A 17,218-nucleotide genomic window follows, 5' to 3' on the forward strand; every position below is an offset into this window, starting at 1 on the left:
ACGAGGTCCGAAATGCGCACCACCTTGATCCTCAATCAGGAGGGCGGCACTATTCGCGGAATGGATGCACAGCACTTTGCTGACATGGCCTGCTCAAAACTGTCTCAGCGGGGACAGCAGTGCGATGTTCGGCTGGTCTCTGGCAAGGATCTGGTCAAGACCCTCGACGAGGTGGCGGAGGACCGGGACACGGCAACCATCGTGGCCGGCGGCGGGGACGGCACGATCTCGGCGGCAGCGGCAGCCTGCTTCAGAACCGGAAAGACCCTCGGCGTGCTGCCAATGGGCACCATGAACATGTTCGCACGCAGCCTCACACTGCCCCTCGATCCGGCCGAAGCGTTAGATGCGCTGGTGCAGGCCGACGAAAGGCCACTCGATATCGCCACAGCGAACGGCCGGCCTTATGTGCACCAGTACTCGGTCGGGCTTCATGCCCGCCTGGTGCACCAACGGTCTCGACTCGACACCTCGACCCGGTTTCGCAAGATCACCTCCACCATCAAGTCTCTTGGCCGGGTGATTCTAAATCCGCCGCGCTTCGGCGTCGAGGTTGACACCGGCACAGGCCGCAACCGGCAGATCGTGTCCGCCGTTTCTGTCTCCAACAACCTTTTCGGCGACACCCCGCTGGCCTATGCGGCGCAGTTGGATGAAGGCGTTCTGGGCGTCTACCGCTCCCGTGCACTGGAACCCGGGACGGTGTTCCGGTTGACCCTGCACGCCGCCATCGGCCGATTGCGGGAAGACCCGGACATGAGCGTCGAACCCGCCCTCCGGGTCAAGCTGATGTTCCCCAACGCCCGCAAGAGTACGAAAGCCGCCATAGACGGCGAGATCGTTCCGCTGGAGCAGGAGGTTGAATGTGTCTGCCATCCCGGCGCACTCCGCACGCTCGTTCCCAAATCCTACTCCGTCAGTGCCGCAGCCCGCGCTCCGGATCTCAAAACGGCATAGGCCCCGTGCCCGCCCAAAACCGAAAGGCAAACTCATGACCTGTCTCATCCGCCGCGCCCGGCCCGCCAACACGGCCATCACGACCGTTTCGGTGGTAGCACGATGATCCCGGCGGGCTTTCTCAAGGCATGGGCAGGAACCGCATTGTTTCTTCTTGCCGTCGATGCCCTCTGGCTCGGTGTCGTCGCGAAGGGCTTTTACGCACGGCAGCTTGGCGACCTGATGCTTGATCAGCCGCGCCTGGGGATCGCGGCAATTTTCTACGTCATGTATTCCGGCGTTGCGGTGTTGCTGGCGTCCACCCCGGCGTTTCGCTCGGGATCGCTGCAGGATGCGCTGATGCTGGGTGCCATCCTCGGGTTTGCCGCCTACGGCACCTATGACATCACCAACATGGCCACGCTGAAAAACTGGCCCATCACCATGAGCATCGTCGACATGGCCTGGGGCACGCTGCTCACGGCCGCCGCCTCGGCAGTCGGTTTCTGGCTTTTGCGCTGGGTCTGAAACGGAAACGGCCGCCCTGAAGGGGCGGCCGCGATAACCGGCAGGGGCAGATGCCCTGAGAACAGCTGGGAAGCGGATCAACGCAGAGAGGCGCAGAACCGCTGAATCCGGTTGCAGGCTTCTTCCAGCAGTTCTTCGGACGTGGCGTAGGAGATGCGGAAGTTCGGCCCCTGGCCGAAGGCCGAACCGTGCACCACGGCCACGCCTTCAGTCTCGAGCAGCTCGGTGACGAAATCCTCATCGGTTTCGATCACCTTGCCCGAAGGCGCGGTCTTGCCGATCAGCCCGGCACAGGACGGATAGACGTAGAACGCCCCCTCCGGCACCGGGCACTTGATGCCGTTGGCCTGGTTGAGCATCGACACCACCAGGTCGCGGCGGCCACGGAAGACTTCCTGGTTGGTCTTGATGAAGTCCTGGGTGCCGTTGAGCGCCTCCACCGCAGCCCATTGCGCAATCGAACAGGCACCCGATGTCTGCTGTCCCTGGATCATGTCCATCGCCTTGATCAGCTCCAGCGGCCCGGCTGCGTAGCCAATGCGCCAGCCGGTCATGGCATAGGCCTTGGACACGCCGTTCATGGTCAGCGTGCGGTCGTGGAGCGCAGGCTCGACCTGTGCCGGTGTGGTAAACTTGAAATCGCCATAGGTCAGATGCTCGTACATGTCATCGGACAGGATCCAGACATGCGGATGCCGCATCAGCACTTCGGTCAGCGTCTTCAGCTCGTCCTCGGTATAAGCCGCGCCAGAGGGGTTGGACGGCGAGTTGAACATCAGCCACTTGGTCTTCGGCGTGATCGCAGCTTCCAGATCGGCAGCCGCCAGCTTGAAGCCGTTTTCGAGGGTGGTCGGGACGAACACCGGCGTGCCGCCGCAGATCGCCACCATTTCGGGATAACTGACCCAGTAGGGCGCGGGGATAACGACCTCGTCGCCGGGGTTCAACGTCGCCATGAAGGCGTTGAACAGGATCTGCTTGCCGCCGGTGCCGACGATGGTCTGCTGCCAATCGTAGTCGAGATTGTTCTCGCGCTTGAACTTGGCGGCAATTGCCTTGCGCAGCTCCGGAATGCCCGAGACCGGCGTGTACTTGGTTTCGCCGCGATTGATCGCATCGACTGCAGCGGCCTTGATGTTGTCCGGGGTGTCAAAATCCGGCTCACCGGCGCCAAGTCCGATCACGTCGCGGCCCTTTGCTTTGAGTTCCCGCGCCTTCTGGCTGACGGCAATGGTGGCAGACGGTTTGACCCGGGAAAGGGCGTTGGCGAGAAAGGCCATGAAATGCGCTCCGGTGCTGAGACGAAAATGCAAGGGACGCGGCGCCCGCGCCCGTTGCCTTCTATGTCGCAAGCGGGCCTGTGATGCAAGCCGCCAGCCGGGCTTGTGGCAGTTCATTTAACCTTGGAGAAAGATTTGATTGTTAGGGTCCGACAGTGAAGCTAACGGAAACCGGAGTCCAGGACATGATGGCCGGGCAACGCGAACCGCATTTCTTACAGGACGACCGGGGCTTTTTCACGACCTCCTACGGACCCTTTGTCCTGCGTTCGGCATTCCAGCCGATTTTCAGTCAAAATGACGAGGGTCACCTGACCATCGAGGCCTTCGAGGCACTGATCCGCGCGCAGCAGGATGGCAAGCCGGTCTCCCCTCCCCGCTTCTTCTCCATGGTCGAAAAAGCCGATGCCCTGATGGTCGACACGCTGTGCCGCGAACTGCACATACGCAACATGGGCAACCTTGGCCGCCTCAAGGCAAGACTGTTCGTCAACTTCAATCCCAGCCTGTTTGACGACATTTCGAGCATTGACGCCGAAATCGACCGCATGGTCGATGTCACCGTCCGTGCCGGCCTGCGCCCAGGCAGGGTCGTCTGTGAAATCACCGAACAGGGCAGCGGCGACGAAAAGGTCCTCAACGGGCTCGTCAACGGCCTGCGGTCACGTCTGTTCAAGATCGCGGTCGATGACTTCGGCGCGGACGATTCCGATTCCAAGCGCGTCGACGAACTCAGGCCAGACGTGCTCAAGTTCGATGCCGCATGGGTGCGTCGCTTCACCGAAACCACTGCCGGCATGGGGCTGCTCAAGATGATGGTGGCACAGTTCATCGAACGCGGCATCACCGTTCTGTTCGAAGGACTCGAGGAAGAACACCAGATCGAGTTCTGCCAGACGGTCGGGGTGCAGCTGATGCAGGGCTATGCGCTAGCGCGCCCGGAGATCGTGCCCAGAACCTTCGATGACCGCTTCCCGGAGCCTGTACTCTCACAGGCCGGAGACAGCCAGCGTCCCGCACAGGCCCGCGTGCTGCAGCGTGAGCCTGCCGTCGCGGCTCCGGCAAGCGATCTCCCCATTCGCGCCGCGCCGCCGCGCCGCGCTGCGACCTTTGGCAAAAGAGTTCGTTAACCGGAAACACAATCTTGACACGACATTGGTCTGTCACGGTCACAATCCGGTCCGATTGACGACCATTTCCCCCCGTTAGATGCGTCCCAATCGCAAAGAAACGGGGAATGAAAATGATACCTGATGACGACTATCTGCTCGACAGGCCCTCACGCAAGGAACCCGTCACGGCGGTGAGGATTGCACTGATCGCGTTGATGGGATGCCTGTTGCTGATGGTTGCCCTGATGCTTCAGGCCCGCGCCGAACCCGAAGCGATGCTGCAGCGCCAGATCGAAAAATCCCACGACCCGATCGACAAACCCACCAGCCATCCGATGGGGTTCAGCCGACAGTAGCGTTCACACGTTTGCCGTGGACCCCGTCCCGGTAGGCGTCGAGCTTGGCAACCGCCGTGTCAGGGGAGGACAGGCCCGACACGATTACCGGCAACCCGCTTTCGCGTTCGATGACCAGCGACCCCGCGCCGGTGATCCAGCCAGAAAGCCCCCGCCGAACCGTCGCACGACTGACCGAGGCATAGGGGATTGTCACCGGATCCCGGGCGGGAAATCCCGGATGCACCTCCAGATAGGATGCGTGCAGTGCCAGCCGGGTTGTCGACAGCCGCAGGCCGGCATGGGCAAGCAGCAAGGGAACCCCGATGACCAGCACGATCATGCAGACCCGAGCCAGAGGCCCGTTTCCCCTGTCGGCCAGGACGAGCGCCAACAGCAGGGCACCGTAGCCCGCCGCCACCACCAGCGCGGGAAGAAAAAGCGCAGCGGCGCTGGCCCGCCAGGCAAACTGGTCCGAAGCCCCGGCGGCCTCGGTAAGGCCATTGTGAGTATGCGAATCAGCACTATCCATGACAGCCAAGTTTAGACGGATTTCAGTCACCGTCACGTCTGGCCTCCTGCGCGGGACCTTTTCTGACGCTCGCGACGCACCATATGCCATTAAGGACCAGGAAATCGGGAGCACATGAGGCAGCACATGGCATACACTTATCCCCCCGCGATGCAGCCTATTGCGATGTATGACCGCATCAAGACCCTGCTTGGCGTCTCCACCGCCCTTCTGATTGGCGCGGCAACCGGTACCCAGGCTCAGCAAACCTTCCCGACTCAGGAGGTTGATATCAAGGTGGAAGTCCTCGCCTCCGGCCTCGACCACCCTTGGGGGGTGGAGCCGCTTCCCGACGGTTCGCTGCTTGTCACCGAGCGCAGCGGCGCACTGCGGCTCATCCGGGATGGCGAAACAACCAGTCCGATATCGGGACTGCCGGATATCGCGGTTGCTGGTCAGGGCGGCTTGCTGGACGTCGCTCTTGCCAATGATTTCGCCACCAGCCGCACGATCTTCATCAGCTACTCGACCCGCAGCGATGGCGGCCTGGGGACCGCCATAGCCAGGGCGCGCCTGTCGGAAGACGGCACCGCGCTCAGCGATGTGCAGGAAATCTTTCGCATGAACCGGTTCACCAAAGCCGGCCAGCATTTCGGCTCCCGTCTCGCCGTTGCCCCGGACGGTTCGGTCTTCTTTACCATCGGCGACCGGGGCGAGAGCGAGCGGGCGCAGGACCTCGACGATCACGCCGGGGCCGTGCTCAGGATAAATGCCGATGGTACGGTTCCGGCTGGCAATCCTTATGCCGGCGGCGGCGGCGCTGCCGAACTCTGGTCGAAAGGCCACCGCAACCCGCAAGGCCTCGACATCGACTCCGAGACCGGCGTGCTCTATTCGGTCGAGCACGGCGCCCGCGGCGGTGACGAGGTCAATCGTCCTGAACCGGGCAGGAACTACGGCTGGCCCGAAATATCCTATGGCCGCCATTATTCCGGCGCTGAGATCGGCATCGGCACGGCCGCCGAAGGCTTCGAGCAGCCGGTTCACTACTGGGATCCATCGATCGCACCGGGAGGCATGGCTGTCTATCGCGGCGAGATGTTCCCCGAATGGAATGGCGATCTGCTGGTCGCGGCCCTCAAGTTCCAGTTGCTGGTGCGGCTTGACCTCGACCCGGAAACCGGCGAGGTGCTGACCGAAGAGCGGATGCTCAAGGGCGACTACGGACGCATTCGCGATGTCCAGGTGGCCGCCGACGGCTCCGTGCTGCTGGCAACCGACGAAGACAACGGTTCAATCCTGCGTCTGTCGCGCGCGTCCGAGTAATGCGGTTGAGGACTCTGCCCGCGCCAGGACAAGCCCGGCGGAGGCTGACCGGTGAAGCCGCGCCGCACAGGGCCCCTCAACGAACCGGAAGAGATCATGTTGAAAACCATTTTCCTGTGCGCCATGCTGCTGCTCGGCGTACTCATCGCCGCATTCATTCTGTATGGCCGCGAACGCAGCTGGGAACTGCTGGCCGGTTCGCCCGACCGCGGCCAGCGGAATTTCACCAGCTCCCCGCGCAGCCCCACGGACAACGACGCACTTGCCTGCAGTCCCGGCCTGTGCGCCGACCCCGATTTCGAGATCCCGCCCTTTGAAGATGCGCCGGCAATCGCGATCGAAAGGCTGTCACAACGGCTGATGATGACGGATTCACTTGCACGGCGCGTGGACGACCGCAAGGATGCAGCCAGGGCCCGCTTTGTTACTTACTCGCCGCTTATGCGGTTTCCCGATGTTATCCATCTCGAAGCCCGGCTCCTGCCCGACGGCCGCACCGGCATCATGGCCTATGCCCGGGCGCAACTGGGCAGCGGCGACATGGGCAAAAACCGGGAGCGCCTGCGAAAGCTGTTCAGGACACCTTGAGTTCCGTGTCGCGCGCTCGGCCGTCAGTCCAAAAGAACCGGCAAATCTGCGAGTGCTTGACCGGCAATCACCGCAGAGGCACTATTCGATCTGGAACTGATACGAGCATGAACCGCAAACATGATGTGAGGGTTAGCCGATGAAAGTCCTGAAACTGGCAGTGGTTATAGCTGCGATAAGCACCCTGTCTGCCTGCACGACCGCCGAGAAGACCGCAAGTGGTGCCGGCGTCGGTGCAGCCGTTGGAGCAATCGCCTTCAACAGTGCTGGTGGTGCCGTTGCCGGCGCGCTGATCGGTGGGTTCGGAACCTATCTGGTCGAAACCTCCGATGGACTGTGCCAATACCGAAACTCCCGTGGCAGGGTTTACACCACAAGGTGCCACTGGAAACGGTAAACCGCGATTGCTTCCTGGCCAGGCCAGGACCTGTGCCGGGCACCCGCGAAAGCGGGGCCCAGGCTATCCTCACGATTGGAACAGGCGGGCAGTTGGACCATCGCTGCCAACTGCCCCATTGTGATGCAACACTCTCCCGGTTTCCAAAACAGACTGCGCTTCTCCCTTGATTTAAGCCTTTTCGTGCTTCAGAAGGCATTTCTGAACGCAGGAGGCAGGAGGCGTCCGCGATACTCATTGTCCGGACCCCGAAATGCCGCGTTATTTTGCCAACCTGTTGCTTCTTCTTGCCGGCGCCACATGGGGTGCGGGCTTCGTGGCGCAGTCGACTGCGATGGACAATATCGGTCCGTTCCTGTTCATCGGCCTGCGCTTTCTGGTCGCCGCAATCCTGCTGGCACCCTTCGCCTGGCTGGAATCGCGAAAGGCCGCCGCGCCGGTGTCGACCGCCCATTTGCGCGGCTTCGCACTGACCGGGCTGGTGCTGTTCCTCGGCATGGGACTGCAGCAGGTCGGCCTGCTCTTCACCACGGTCACCAATTCAGGCTTTCTGACCGGGCTGTACGTTGTCTTTGTCCCTTTCATCACGCTGCTGGTACTGGGGCAGCGGCCGCACCCGGTGATATGGCCCGCGGTGCTTATGACCTTCATCGGCATCTGGATGCTTGCCGGCGGTAGCCTGGTCAGTCTCAACAATGGCGACTTCCTTACCATCGCCTGCGCTGTGATGTGGGCGCTTCAGGTCATTCTGGTCGGGCGCTATGTGGGGCCGAGCGGTCGCCCGCTGACGCTTTCCTTCGTGCAGTTTGCGCTGACGTCCCTACTTGGCCTGTGCGCCGGCACCGTGGTCGAAACCGTCGACCTGGCCGCGATCCTGGCGACGCTGCCGGAAATTCTCTTCGCCGGGCTGTTCGCCACCGGGCTGGCCTTCACCTTGCAGGTCATCGGTCAGCGATACACGACCGCGCCGCAAGCCGCGATCTTCCTGTCGACGGAATCGCTGTTCGCGGCCCTTTTCGGCGCGGTCATCCTCGGAGAACAGATCCCGGCGCTGGGCTATGCCGGCGGAATGCTGATCTTCATCGCTATTCTGCTGGCCGAAATCGGCCCGATTCTCAGACCCAGACCCGCATCCTGACCTGTTCTCGAGGCTGTTGTGCGCGGTTCGTGATCGATCCCGCTCGAGCCTGGCCGCAAGCCAGCCATAATCCGGGCGGAACCGGGGCAATCAGAACGCCCTTGTGGGCAGGCTGTTTACCGCTCGAGCAATCGCAAAAGCGGCTCTGGCCCGATGCTGCTGCGCCACAATATGGCAGGATTATGTTATTGATATTATTCATTTTATTTACGACACGTGATTTGCCAAACGCCTCTCGCATCGCCAGATGTGGTTCTGCAGGCACCACTACCGGTGCCGCACAACCAGAGAGACAAAGACCATGAAGAAGATCTTTATTACCACTGTTTCATTGCTCGGCTTCGCCGGTGCAGCATATGCAGCCGAAGTGGAAGGCGTGGTCACGAATTACGATCCCGCCACCAAGATGATCGTTCTGGAAAGCGGCGCGGCATTTACCCTTGCCGAAGGCATCCAGCTCGACACCCTGCAGCCGGGTGGCAAGGTCGTCATCACCTATGACGACGGCACCACCGACGCCACCGCAGTCGCCGTGGTGGAGTGACGCCGGTGGCCCGGCCAGGACAAAACCGCACTGCCCGGGCCGGGCATCGAGAGGCTGAAAAGAGGGCAAAAAGCCATACCGATCTGATCGGATCGTGGCAAAATTAAGCCGGTTTCAGCCTTGAAAAATTTGTTTTTTTGCCGCTTGCGCGGCCCCACAAACCGGCGCATATCAGCGCCGCCCCGCTGCAACCGATCACAGTCTGGCACCTCTGCCAGCCGGTTGCGGATCGGCTAACAACCTATGGAAAACAAGATGAAAAAGATCGTTGCAATCGCTTTCGCATCCGCAGCCATGCTCTCGACCGCCTTCGCTGGCGAAATCGAAGGCGTCGTCAAGAACTTTGACGCAGCTGCAAACACCGTCGAACTGGAATCCGGTGAAGTCTACACCGTTGCTGCAGGCGTCGAAGTCGAAGGCGTCGAAGCCGGCAAGACCGTGATGATCATGTTCAACGATGGCACCACAGAAGCCACCGAAATCGCGATCGTCGAGTAATCTGACGGGCTTGGCCGGGGCAGCTTCGGCGCCCCGGCCAGGACCACAAACGTGCATTGGCAGACGTCATCAAACTTTTGCTTGCCAATTTCCGACAAACCAATCATCTTTTATATGTTCGGGCAATTTGCGAACACGGGAAGACCAGAAACATGCGCGCCGAAGCCGCACAAAAAACTTCGGACGACTTCAACAAGAGCCCACACGCCAGACCGCGTGAAGGGGCGAAGCCGTTACAATCAGGACCTTTCCTCACACTTCAAGAACTGCCTGCCATAACCCCCGCGCAAATGCGGGATATGACATGATGCTCGCCGACCGGACAAACCGAGTGGAGACCGGAAGGCAACCAAAGGACCTGACAGCATGGGTGAAACCGGTACCGTAAAATTTTTCAACGTCGACAAGGGTTTTGGCTTTATCAAGCCAGACAATGGCGGTGCGGACATCTTCGTTCACATCTCCGCAGTCCAGGCATCGGGTATGACCGGCCTCGAGGAAAACCAGAAAGTCGCTTTCGACACCGAGCCTGACCGCCGCGGCAAAGGGCCGAAGGCCGTTAATCTGCGCCTCGCCTGATTGGCATCCAGATTCCACGAACAGAAAGCCCGGCGCCGCGCTCGCCGGGCTTTTTTGTGTTTGGAGCAATTGACGCATGTCAGGGTTTTGCCGGACAATGATGATTAAGACTTTGTTCAGCTACCGTTCAGCTTGGACTGAATAGTGTTCCTGCAAGCCGGAAAACCGGCCGCCGCAAGATACGTTCGCAAGATACGTCAACCGGGAAGGACATCGTGATGAACATCATCGCCAAGACGCTCAGCATCACGCTGCTCACCGCAGCGACCGCCTTCGCACCGCTTACCACCGGCGTCGGAATCGCCCACGCTGGCGAAGACGAATTCTTCGACCCCAACCAGCCGCACTTGTACAGGCAGTATCAGTCCCCCCGTTGGGGCCGGTGGCATCGACCGCACCACACCTACCACCATCACAACAACAGCGACGCCATCGCGCTCGGCATCATCGGTCTGGGTGCTGCCGCCATTATCGGCGGAGCCATTGCCAACTCCAACAATCCGCGCGTGATCTACCGCCAGCCGTCCGCCCCGCGCGCAGTGAGCGGCGGAACGTACGAGCCCTGGAGCAGATCATGGTACCGCTATTGCTCGAAGAGGTTTCGCTCGTTCAATGCAGCGACCGGCACCTATCGCGGCTATGATGGACGCGACCACTTCTGCGTCGCCAGGTAACGCTGGCCTCGCATCAGATTCACAAAGCAAAAACCGGCCTCCGCCGCTGGCGGGGCCGGTTTTTCTGTGTTGACGGGCGCACCGGCTACGCATCCTTGAAGAACCGGGGACGCCATTTACGGCAGCCTTGTTGCCAGATGAACGCATGGTTTTTTGACCCGGGATCAAACAGCGATAGCGACCGTCATGAAGTCTGATCGGCGCCCCGGCGCCGTTGCATCGCGATGTGTAGGATGCAGCAGAAAGCACGGGCGGAAGAATTTCAAACCCGCCCGCCGCGTCGGCAAGCGTCGTTAACGGGCAATTAAAGCCTAGGCCCTATCTCAGCAAAGTCTCACAGCCGTGAGAACCCGGCCCCCACCAAAACATTTATAGCATGGCAATCATGAAAAACCTCAAGATATCGCATCAACTTTTTCTTCTGATCGGCGCCCTCATGGTGGCCTTCTCCGCCGTGACCTACTTCCAGATCAAGTCGGCCTCCCAATCCATTTACACCGAGCGTTACGACATGCTGCGCACGCAGGTGGAGACAGCTATGTCTGTTCTCAAGACATACCATGCCAGGGAAGTGTCCGGTGAACTGACCCGGGAAGAAGCCCAGGCCCAGGCCTACAAGCTTCTCACGGATCTCCGCTACGAGCCGAACGGCTATTTCTTCGGGCTCGATACCGACGTCACCATGCGTTTCCATCCCAGCACCAGTCTCGTCGGACAGAACAAGAAGGGCGTCGTCGACAAGCAGGGCAACATGCTGTTTGACGACATCATCAAGATCGCCAAGACCGGTGGCGGCCGGACTCAGTATGTCTGGGAAAAGCCCGGCGACAAGAGCGGCGAACTTTTCCCGAAAGCCAGCTACTCGGCGCCGTTTGCTCCGTGGAACCTGGTCATCGGCACCGGCGTCTATGTTGATGACCTGGCAGCACAGGTCCGTGCGTCGGTCTGGAAGGCCGTGTCGATCGGACTGGTGGTGTTCGGCTTGGGCATTGCCGCGGCGTTCCTGGTCATTCGCGGCATTTCCCGGCCTTTGACGGATATTCACAATGCGCTCGAAGCCGTTGCCGACGAGGATGTGGCCATCGAAATTCCGCACACCGATATGGGCAACGAAGTCGGCCAGATGGCCAAAGCCACCAAGGCGTTGCAGCAAAAGGTCCGCGAACGCCACGAAATGGCCCGCCGGCAGGAACAACAGAGCCGCGAACTCGACAATGAACGCCAGCAGAACACACAATTGCAGCAGGATCAGGCAGACCAGCAGGCCCGCGTCGTCAAGACGATCGGTGAAGCCCTGAAAGTCATGGCGTCAGGTGATCTGACGGTGCGCTGTGCCGAACTTGGTCCGAAGTATGCGGAGCTGCGTCACAACTTCAACGAGGCCCTCTCTCTGCTCGAGGCTGCAATGGCCAAGGTCAATGCCAAGGGTGTCGACATCAGTGGCTCCAAGGAGGAGATTCGCCGTGCCTCCAACGAGCTCTCGCAGCGCACCGAGCGCCAGGCTGCGAGTCTGGAAGAGACGTCCGCCGCTCTCGACGAGTTGACGGTGGCAGTCCGCCAGACCGCCGAAGGCGCCCAGGAAGCCGCCGAGCGCGTAACCTCGATCAGCGGTGAAGCCACCAAGTCGGACACCATCGTCGCCGAAGCGATCGGCGCCATGAGCGGCATCGAACAGTCCTCGGCCGAGATTTCCAAGATCATCGGAGTCATCGACGAGATTGCCTTCCAGACCAACCTGCTCGCGCTCAATGCCGGTGTTGAGGCAGCCCGCGCGGGGGAAGCCGGAAAGGGCTTTGCGGTTGTCGCCCAGGAAGTTCGCGAACTTGCGCAGCGCTCGGCCGCGGCCGCCAAGGAGATCAAGAGCCAGATTTCCAACTCGTCCGGACAGGTCCAGAACGGCGTACACCTGGTTGGCGAAGCCGGCGAAGCGCTCAAGCGCATTTCTGACCAGATCAAGTCAGCCAACGAGATTGTCACCAAGATCGCCCATTCCGCTTCGGAACAGGACACCACCTTGCGCTCGATCTCCTCATCCATGAACCAGCTCGACGTGGTGACACAGCAGAACGCTGCCATGGCTGAAGAGACCACGGCATCGGCTGAAGTCCTGGCCAATGACACCGAAAGTCTTCTGGATCTGATCCGCGGCTTCAAGGTGTCCAACGACGCCTCGTCCGCCGGCCGGGATCTACGGAACATGGCCAACACCATGCGTCGCGCCAGCTGACCTGACTGCATTGACGACAAAGGCCGCCGCGATCTCTCGCGGCGGCCTTTCGCATTTTGCGGCCCCGGAAGCAGCCGGTTGCGCTGCCTGGGCGCGCGGCTACAGCCCTTTCAGGAACGGATTGCTGCGCCTTTCGTCACCAATCTTTCCGCCAGGTCCATGGCCGCAGATGAAGCCTGTCTCGTCTCCCAGCGGAAACACCTTGTCGCGGATCGAGTTGAGCAGCGTCTGGTGGTCGCCGCCCGGCAGATCGGTACGGCCAATGGATCCGGCAAACAACACGTCGCCAAGATGGGCGAAGCCCTCCGCCCGATTGTAAAAGATCACGTGACCCGGTGCGTGACCGGGTGTGTGAGAGACCTCGAATTCATGGGTTCCAAACGAGACTGTCTCGCCATCCTTGAGCCACTGGTCGGGGGTAACATTGCGCACCTCCATGTCCAGCCCGAACATCTTGGCCTGCGCTTCGAGGCCCGACAGCAACGGCAGGTCATCCTGGTGCGGACCGATGATCTTTACACCGAGTCTTTCACGCAGTTCGTCTGCACCGCCGGCATGATCGATATGGCCGTGGGTCAGCCAGATCGCCTCTATGCTCAGGCCGTTCTCGGTGATTGTCTGCAGGATGACGTCGACATCGCCACCCGGATCAACCACCACACCGGACCGTGTGTCCTGGTCAAACAGCACCGTGCAGTTCTGCTGAAACGGAGTGACGGGGATGATCCCGGCCTGCAAATTGCCCATGATATCTATTGTCCTTGTATGGCGATTCGATTCGACCAAAGTGAACGCATGGGAGCGCGATGTCACCCTCCCGGCAGTCCTGCTTTCGCTTCTTGCCGGTTAAGGGAAAACGCGCCGCCTTCACCTAGTTTGCCGCAGGCGCCTCGTCGTCGTCGTCGCGCGACATGTTGCGGTCATCACCCTTGCCATTGTCGGCAGCCTTGCCGCCATCGCCGGTCTTCGCCGCATCGGAATCATCCGGCCTCTCCAGTTCCAGCGACCCGGAATAGGTAACTTGCGGGAACGGGATCGAAATACCGTGTTTGTCGAAGGCGATCTTGGCGGCCTTGGTCATCTCACGGCTGGTCACCCACCAGTCAGCCGATTTGGTCCAGTAGCGCAGGGTAACTGACACCGCGCTGTCGCCAAGTTCGGAGACGTAGGCCCAAGGCTCGGGGTCGCGCAGCACCCGCTCGTCAGCCTTGGCCAGATCAAGCAGAACAGACTGCGCCTTCTCGATGTCGTCCTCGTAGCCGATGCCGATTACCAGGTCGTAGCGCCGCTCGGGCAGACGCGAGTAATTGGTTACCGGCACGTTCCACATTTGCGAATTCGGCGCCATCCGATACAGACCGTCCAGCGTCTGCAGCTCGGTCGCAAACAGGCCGATCTCCTTGATTGTTCCTGAGATCCCGTCGGCGTCGATATATTCGCCGACGCGGAACGGGCGCAGCACCAGCAGCATGATGCCGGCTGCAATGTTCTGCAGCGTGCCCTGCAGCGCAAGACCAATCGCCAGGCCGGCGGCACCCAGAGCGGTGATGATCGAAGCTGTCTGCACGCCAAACTGACCGAGCACCATGATGATGACCAGCACCAGCACAGCGTAACGGACAAAGACTGCAAAGAAGCCGGAAACCGTGGGATCGACCCTGTGGGTGTGCTTGAGCAGGGTCTTGACCCAGCGCCCCATCAGGCGCGAGATCGTCCAGCCAACGATCAGGATAACAATCGCGCCGATCACCGAGAAAGCATAGGTCACGAACAGCACTTGCAGGCCATCAAACGCCTCTGCCCAACCTCCCAACATTTGCCCCAATTGGGATTCGGATGCAGTCGTCGTCTGATCTTCCATACTGTCTCAACACCTTTTCAGTTCGAATTTCGCGAACATCAAAACCGATGTTCCGAACATCGTAACGTTTTCGGCGGCATTTGGTTCCATCTTCCAGACAATATTTTTGCGCAGCCGCCCGGGTTGGTGCTGAGCACGCAGGAAACGCCGGCGGCCACAGCGCTTGCGGCTTTCAGATCGGGAGCGCGCCGCTCTCTTTCAGCGTGTCCAGCACGATCGCCGTCTTGACGTGCTGCACCGATTCATGCGGCAGCAGGACATCGCTGACAAAGGCTGACAGGCTGCGCAAATCCGGCGTCACCACCTTGATGATGTAATCCATCTCGCCGGTCAGCGAATAGGCCTCCAGCACCTCCGGCAGGCCGCCGATCAGCCGCGCGAACCGCTGGGCATTGTCGCGATTGTGCGTCGCCAGCGTCACCGTGATCAGGTTGACGATGCCGATACCGAGCTTTTCGCGGTCGAGGTCCGCACGGTAGCCGCGGATATAGCCGTCCTGCTCAAGCCGGCTGCGCCGCCGGGAGCATTGCGAGGCCGACAGATTGATCTTCTGTGACAGCTCGTTGTTGGTCAGCCGCCCGTCTTCCTGCAACAGCCGCAACAGCTTTCGATCAAACGCATCCAGATGCACTGAAACCGCCATAATCTCCTCCTCAGCGCACAAAGCATGCATGAAATTTCGCCATTGCGCGGTGAATGCATACACCTTGCAACGAATATGCAGCATCATGTGCAACAGTCAACCAGCGCAGGCAAGCAGGATCTGTGCGGACAAACGAGGAGAGATACCCATGGGCCCATTCCCCCACGACGCGCCGCGTGCACCGATTTCCGAAGACAATCCGGCCGGCACCAACGGGTTCGAGTTTGTCGAATTCGCCCATCCCGAGCCCGAGAAGCTTGAAGCCCTGTTTGCCCGCATGGGCTACGAGCCCGTCGCGCGCCATCGCAGCAAGGCCATCACGGTCTGGCGTCAGGGCGACATCAACTACATTCTCAACGCGGAAAAGGGTTCCTTCGCCGATCGCTTCGTCAGCATCCACGGCCCCTGTGCGCCCTCGATGGCATGGCGCGTCGCCGACGCCAGCAAGGCTCTGGCTCACGCCGTCTCCAAGGGAGCCGAGGAATACACCGGGGACGACAAGACCCTCGATGTTCCGGCGATCGTGGGCATAGGCGGATCGCTGCTCTATTTCGTCGACACCTGGGGCGACCAGGGCTCGGCCTATGACGCCGAGTTCGACTGGCTCGGCGAGCGCGACCCCAAGCCGGCGGGTGCGGGTTTCTATTATCTCGATCACCTGACCCACAACGTCATTCGCGGCAACATGGACAAGTGGTGGGATTTCTACCGCGACCTGTTCAACTTCAAGCAGATCCACTTCTTCGACATCGAGGGCAAGCTGACCGGCCTGGTTTCCCGCGCCATCACCTCGCCTTGCGGCCGTATCCGCATCCCGCTCAACGAATCCACCGACGACAAGAGCCAGATCGAGGAATACCTTCGCAAATACAACGGCGAAGGCATTCAGCACATCGCCGTCGGCACCGACAACATCTATGACGCCACCGACTGGATCGCCGACAAGGGCGTCAAGTTCATGCCAGGCCCGCCCGAGACCTATTACAATCTGTCCAAATCGCGCGTGAACGGCCATGATGAGCCGATCGAGAAAATGAAGAAGCACGGCATTCTCATCGACGGCGAAGGTGTCGTCGATGGCGGCACGACCAAGATCCTGCTGCAGATCTTTTCCAAGACGGTGATCGGCCCGATCTTCTTCGAGTTCATCCAGCGCAAGGGTGACGAGGGCTTTGGCGAGGGCAATTTCCGTGCCCTTTTCGAATCCATCGAGGAAGACCAGATACGCCGCGGCGTGATAGGTGACGCCGCGGAGTAAGCTTCGGCATGCAGGCAGCCCCGAGCGGAACCGGGCATTATATCCGGTGAGGCCGGGGCTGCTTTTGCCGCTTACCGGCTCGGGATCACGGCACTGCCATCAAGCCACGCCAGTGCGTCTTCCAGTCGGTCGTCGCCCCAAAACAGCTCTGTATCAATACAGAAACTTGGCGCGCCAAATATCCCCCTGTCCCGGGCGGCCTGCGTTGCGGCCTTGTAGGCTGCTTCGGTTTGCGTCGAGTTCGCCTTCTCCAGAGTCCTGGTCAAATCCTTGCCAAGATGCTCGAGCGTAGCAGAGAGATTCGTTTTTCCTCCGGCTGCATCACCCTCCTCGAACCACCGCCTGTAGGTTTCAGCGATGTAGTCCCGGCACCAGCCCTCTTCCCTGGCGACGACCGCAATCCGGTTCGCCAGGTCGAATTCCTGTAACGGATAGGGCGCGGGCAGCAACGGTTTCAGCCCGTACATCTTCGCCCGTCTTTCGATGTCACGCCACATGTAGGCGGCCTTTACCGGCTTCTTGGCGAAGGGGATGTTGTCCATTTCGACCATGATCTCGCGGACGCTGAACGGGCGCCATTCAAACTCAAATCCGGTCGATCTTTCGATTTCCGGCAGTCGCGATACTGTCAGATAGCTGTAGGTACTGCCGATCGATATCCAGAATTCAGGTGTGCTCAAGACCCCTCCTCGAAATATCATGGCTGAATTGGACCCCCGCACGCCGATCTTGTCAATGCAAGGCCCGGCACCGGGCAACCTGGAGGGGCCGGCTGCCGTAGGA

General features: G+C 60.6%; 20 protein-coding genes. 14 read left to right on the top strand and 6 right to left on the bottom strand.

Annotated elements, in window-relative coordinates; all coding sequences use genetic code 11:
- Positions 1–12 precede the first annotated feature (12 nt).
- Together CRO46_RS04695 and CRO46_RS04700 are read left to right on the top strand one after the other, a co-directional pair.
- Entirely contained in the window at positions 13–957 is a 945-nt protein-coding gene (locus CRO46_RS04695) for a diacylglycerol/lipid kinase family protein (protein ID WP_097105482.1), read from the top strand.
- A 102-nt stretch (positions 958–1,059) separates the two neighbouring features.
- The gene (locus CRO46_RS04700) at positions 1,060–1,464 is read left to right on the top strand and encodes a DUF2177 family protein (RefSeq protein WP_097105483.1); all 405 of its coding nucleotides are present in this window, start codon (positions 1,060–1,062) and stop codon (positions 1,462–1,464) included.
- 77 nt (positions 1,465–1,541) lie between these two features.
- On the opposite strand, the gene CRO46_RS04705 is transcribed toward CRO46_RS04700, so the two are convergent.
- Positions 1,542–2,744 (bottom strand): pyridoxal phosphate-dependent aminotransferase, encoded by a 1,203-nt coding sequence (locus CRO46_RS04705; RefSeq protein ID WP_097105484.1) that lies wholly within the window; start codon positions 2,742–2,744, stop codon positions 1,542–1,544.
- 185 nt (positions 2,745–2,929) lie between these two features.
- Here CRO46_RS04705 and CRO46_RS04710 point away from each other — a divergent pair, with 185 nt between their 5' ends.
- Together CRO46_RS04710 and CRO46_RS04715 are read left to right on the top strand one after the other, a co-directional pair.
- On the top strand, positions 2,930–3,874 hold the full coding sequence (locus tag CRO46_RS04710) for an EAL domain-containing protein (protein ID WP_097105486.1): 945 nt from the start codon (positions 2,930–2,932) through the stop codon (positions 3,872–3,874).
- A gap of 107 nt (positions 3,875–3,981) precedes the next feature.
- Positions 3,982–4,212, top strand: coding sequence for a hypothetical protein (locus CRO46_RS04715; protein WP_143438955.1), 231 nt, complete (start codon positions 3,982–3,984; stop codon positions 4,210–4,212).
- Here CRO46_RS04715 and CRO46_RS04720 read toward each other — a convergent pair.
- Positions 4,199–4,759, bottom strand: a complete 561-nt coding sequence (locus CRO46_RS04720) for a hypothetical protein (protein ID WP_143438956.1) — start codon at positions 4,757–4,759, stop codon at positions 4,199–4,201. The two genes, CRO46_RS04715 and CRO46_RS04720, sit on opposite strands and share 14 nt — an antisense overlap.
- A 90-nt stretch (positions 4,760–4,849) precedes the next feature.
- Here CRO46_RS04720 and CRO46_RS04725 point away from each other — a divergent pair, with 90 nt between their 5' ends.
- The 9 genes from CRO46_RS04725 to CRO46_RS04765 all read left to right on the top strand — a co-directional run bounded on the left by CRO46_RS04725 (position 4,850) and on the right by CRO46_RS04765 (position 12,673).
- Entirely contained in the window at positions 4,850–6,028 is a 1,179-nt protein-coding gene (locus tag CRO46_RS04725; RefSeq protein WP_244577763.1) for a PQQ-dependent sugar dehydrogenase, read from the top strand.
- 96 nt (positions 6,029–6,124) lie between these two features.
- On the top strand, positions 6,125–6,616 hold the full coding sequence (locus tag CRO46_RS04730; RefSeq protein WP_143438958.1) for a DUF1499 domain-containing protein: 492 nt from the start codon (positions 6,125–6,127) through the stop codon (positions 6,614–6,616).
- Between the two features lie 139 nt (positions 6,617–6,755).
- Complete coding sequence (locus tag CRO46_RS04735) at positions 6,756–7,013, top strand: hypothetical protein (RefSeq protein ID WP_097105492.1); 258 nt, start codon at positions 6,756–6,758, stop codon at positions 7,011–7,013.
- 253 nt (positions 7,014–7,266) lie between these two features.
- Positions 7,267–8,151: a DMT family transporter gene (locus CRO46_RS04740; protein WP_097105493.1), complete on the top strand. Its 885-nt coding sequence runs from the start codon at positions 7,267–7,269 to the stop codon at positions 8,149–8,151.
- A gap of 301 nt (positions 8,152–8,452) precedes the next feature.
- The gene (locus CRO46_RS04745; RefSeq protein WP_097105495.1) at positions 8,453–8,695 is read left to right on the top strand and encodes a DUF1344 domain-containing protein; all 243 of its coding nucleotides are present in this window, start codon (positions 8,453–8,455) and stop codon (positions 8,693–8,695) included.
- Positions 8,696–8,950: 255 nt separating this feature from the next.
- The gene (locus tag CRO46_RS04750) at positions 8,951–9,193 is read left to right on the top strand and encodes a DUF1344 domain-containing protein (protein WP_179758952.1); all 243 of its coding nucleotides are present in this window, start codon (positions 8,951–8,953) and stop codon (positions 9,191–9,193) included.
- 366 nt (positions 9,194–9,559) lie between these two features.
- Entirely contained in the window at positions 9,560–9,772 is a 213-nt protein-coding gene (locus CRO46_RS04755; protein ID WP_097105498.1) for a cold-shock protein, read from the top strand.
- A gap of 218 nt (positions 9,773–9,990) precedes the next feature.
- On the top strand, positions 9,991–10,446 hold the full coding sequence (locus tag CRO46_RS04760) for a BA14K family protein (protein WP_097105500.1): 456 nt from the start codon (positions 9,991–9,993) through the stop codon (positions 10,444–10,446).
- Between the two features lie 385 nt (positions 10,447–10,831).
- The gene (locus CRO46_RS04765; protein ID WP_097106506.1) at positions 10,832–12,673 is read left to right on the top strand and encodes a methyl-accepting chemotaxis protein; all 1,842 of its coding nucleotides are present in this window, start codon (positions 10,832–10,834) and stop codon (positions 12,671–12,673) included.
- Between the two features lie 99 nt (positions 12,674–12,772).
- Here the strand turns inward: CRO46_RS04765 and CRO46_RS04770 are convergent, their stop codons facing one another.
- From CRO46_RS04770 to CRO46_RS04780, 3 genes are all read right to left on the bottom strand, one after another.
- Positions 12,773–13,420, bottom strand: a complete 648-nt coding sequence (locus CRO46_RS04770) for an MBL fold metallo-hydrolase (protein ID WP_097105502.1) — start codon at positions 13,418–13,420, stop codon at positions 12,773–12,775.
- 124 nt (positions 13,421–13,544) lie between these two features.
- The gene (locus tag CRO46_RS04775; RefSeq protein ID WP_244577805.1) at positions 13,545–14,489 is read right to left on the bottom strand and encodes a mechanosensitive ion channel family protein; all 945 of its coding nucleotides are present in this window, start codon (positions 14,487–14,489) and stop codon (positions 13,545–13,547) included.
- Between the two features lie 217 nt (positions 14,490–14,706).
- Positions 14,707–15,177 carry an Lrp/AsnC family transcriptional regulator gene (locus CRO46_RS04780; protein ID WP_097105506.1) on the bottom strand — a complete coding sequence of 157 codons (471 nt, stop codon included), beginning with the start codon at positions 15,175–15,177 and terminating at the stop codon, positions 14,707–14,709.
- A gap of 148 nt (positions 15,178–15,325) precedes the next feature.
- Here CRO46_RS04780 and hppD point away from each other — a divergent pair, with 148 nt between their 5' ends.
- Positions 15,326–16,435, top strand: a complete 1,110-nt coding sequence (hppD, locus tag CRO46_RS04785) for a 4-hydroxyphenylpyruvate dioxygenase (RefSeq protein WP_097105508.1) — start codon at positions 15,326–15,328, stop codon at positions 16,433–16,435.
- Between the two features lie 71 nt (positions 16,436–16,506).
- Here the strand turns inward: hppD and CRO46_RS04790 are convergent, their stop codons facing one another.
- Positions 16,507–17,115, bottom strand: coding sequence for a 2-hydroxychromene-2-carboxylate isomerase (locus CRO46_RS04790; protein ID WP_097105510.1), 609 nt, complete (start codon positions 17,113–17,115; stop codon positions 16,507–16,509).
- Between the last annotated feature and the right edge of the window lie 103 nt (positions 17,116–17,218).

This window comes from Parahoeflea halophila (assembly GCF_900220985.1).
GTDB lineage: Bacteria > Pseudomonadota > Alphaproteobacteria > Rhizobiales > Rhizobiaceae > Hoeflea > Hoeflea halophila.

Coding starts and splice junctions, on each gene's coding strand:
- CRO46_RS04695 (WP_097105482.1), top strand. CDS start 13: ATGCGCACCACCTTGATCCTCAATCAGGAGGGCGGCACTATTCGCGGA.
- CRO46_RS04700 (WP_097105483.1), top strand. CDS start 1,060: ATGATCCCGGCGGGCTTTCTCAAGGCATGGGCAGGAACCGCATTGTTT.
- CRO46_RS04705 (WP_097105484.1), bottom strand. CDS start 2,744: ATGGCCTTTCTCGCCAACGCCCTTTCCCGGGTCAAACCGTCTGCCACC.
- CRO46_RS04710 (WP_097105486.1), top strand. CDS start 2,930: ATGATGGCCGGGCAACGCGAACCGCATTTCTTACAGGACGACCGGGGC.
- CRO46_RS04715 (WP_143438955.1), top strand. CDS start 3,982: ATGAAAATGATACCTGATGACGACTATCTGCTCGACAGGCCCTCACGC.
- CRO46_RS04725 (WP_244577763.1), top strand. CDS start 4,850: ATGGCATACACTTATCCCCCCGCGATGCAGCCTATTGCGATGTATGAC.
- CRO46_RS04730 (WP_143438958.1), top strand. CDS start 6,125: ATGTTGAAAACCATTTTCCTGTGCGCCATGCTGCTGCTCGGCGTACTC.
- CRO46_RS04735 (WP_097105492.1), top strand. CDS start 6,756: ATGAAAGTCCTGAAACTGGCAGTGGTTATAGCTGCGATAAGCACCCTG.
- CRO46_RS04740 (WP_097105493.1), top strand. CDS start 7,267: ATGCCGCGTTATTTTGCCAACCTGTTGCTTCTTCTTGCCGGCGCCACA.
- CRO46_RS04745 (WP_097105495.1), top strand. CDS start 8,453: ATGAAGAAGATCTTTATTACCACTGTTTCATTGCTCGGCTTCGCCGGT.
- CRO46_RS04750 (WP_179758952.1), top strand. CDS start 8,951: ATGAAAAAGATCGTTGCAATCGCTTTCGCATCCGCAGCCATGCTCTCG.
- CRO46_RS04755 (WP_097105498.1), top strand. CDS start 9,560: ATGGGTGAAACCGGTACCGTAAAATTTTTCAACGTCGACAAGGGTTTT.
- CRO46_RS04760 (WP_097105500.1), top strand. CDS start 9,991: ATGAACATCATCGCCAAGACGCTCAGCATCACGCTGCTCACCGCAGCG.
- CRO46_RS04765 (WP_097106506.1), top strand. CDS start 10,832: ATGAAAAACCTCAAGATATCGCATCAACTTTTTCTTCTGATCGGCGCC.
- CRO46_RS04770 (WP_097105502.1), bottom strand. CDS start 13,420: ATGGGCAATTTGCAGGCCGGGATCATCCCCGTCACTCCGTTTCAGCAG.
- CRO46_RS04775 (WP_244577805.1), bottom strand. CDS start 14,489: ATGTTGGGAGGTTGGGCAGAGGCGTTTGATGGCCTGCAAGTGCTGTTC.
- CRO46_RS04780 (WP_097105506.1), bottom strand. CDS start 15,177: ATGGCGGTTTCAGTGCATCTGGATGCGTTTGATCGAAAGCTGTTGCGG.
- hppD (WP_097105508.1), top strand. CDS start 15,326: ATGGGCCCATTCCCCCACGACGCGCCGCGTGCACCGATTTCCGAAGAC.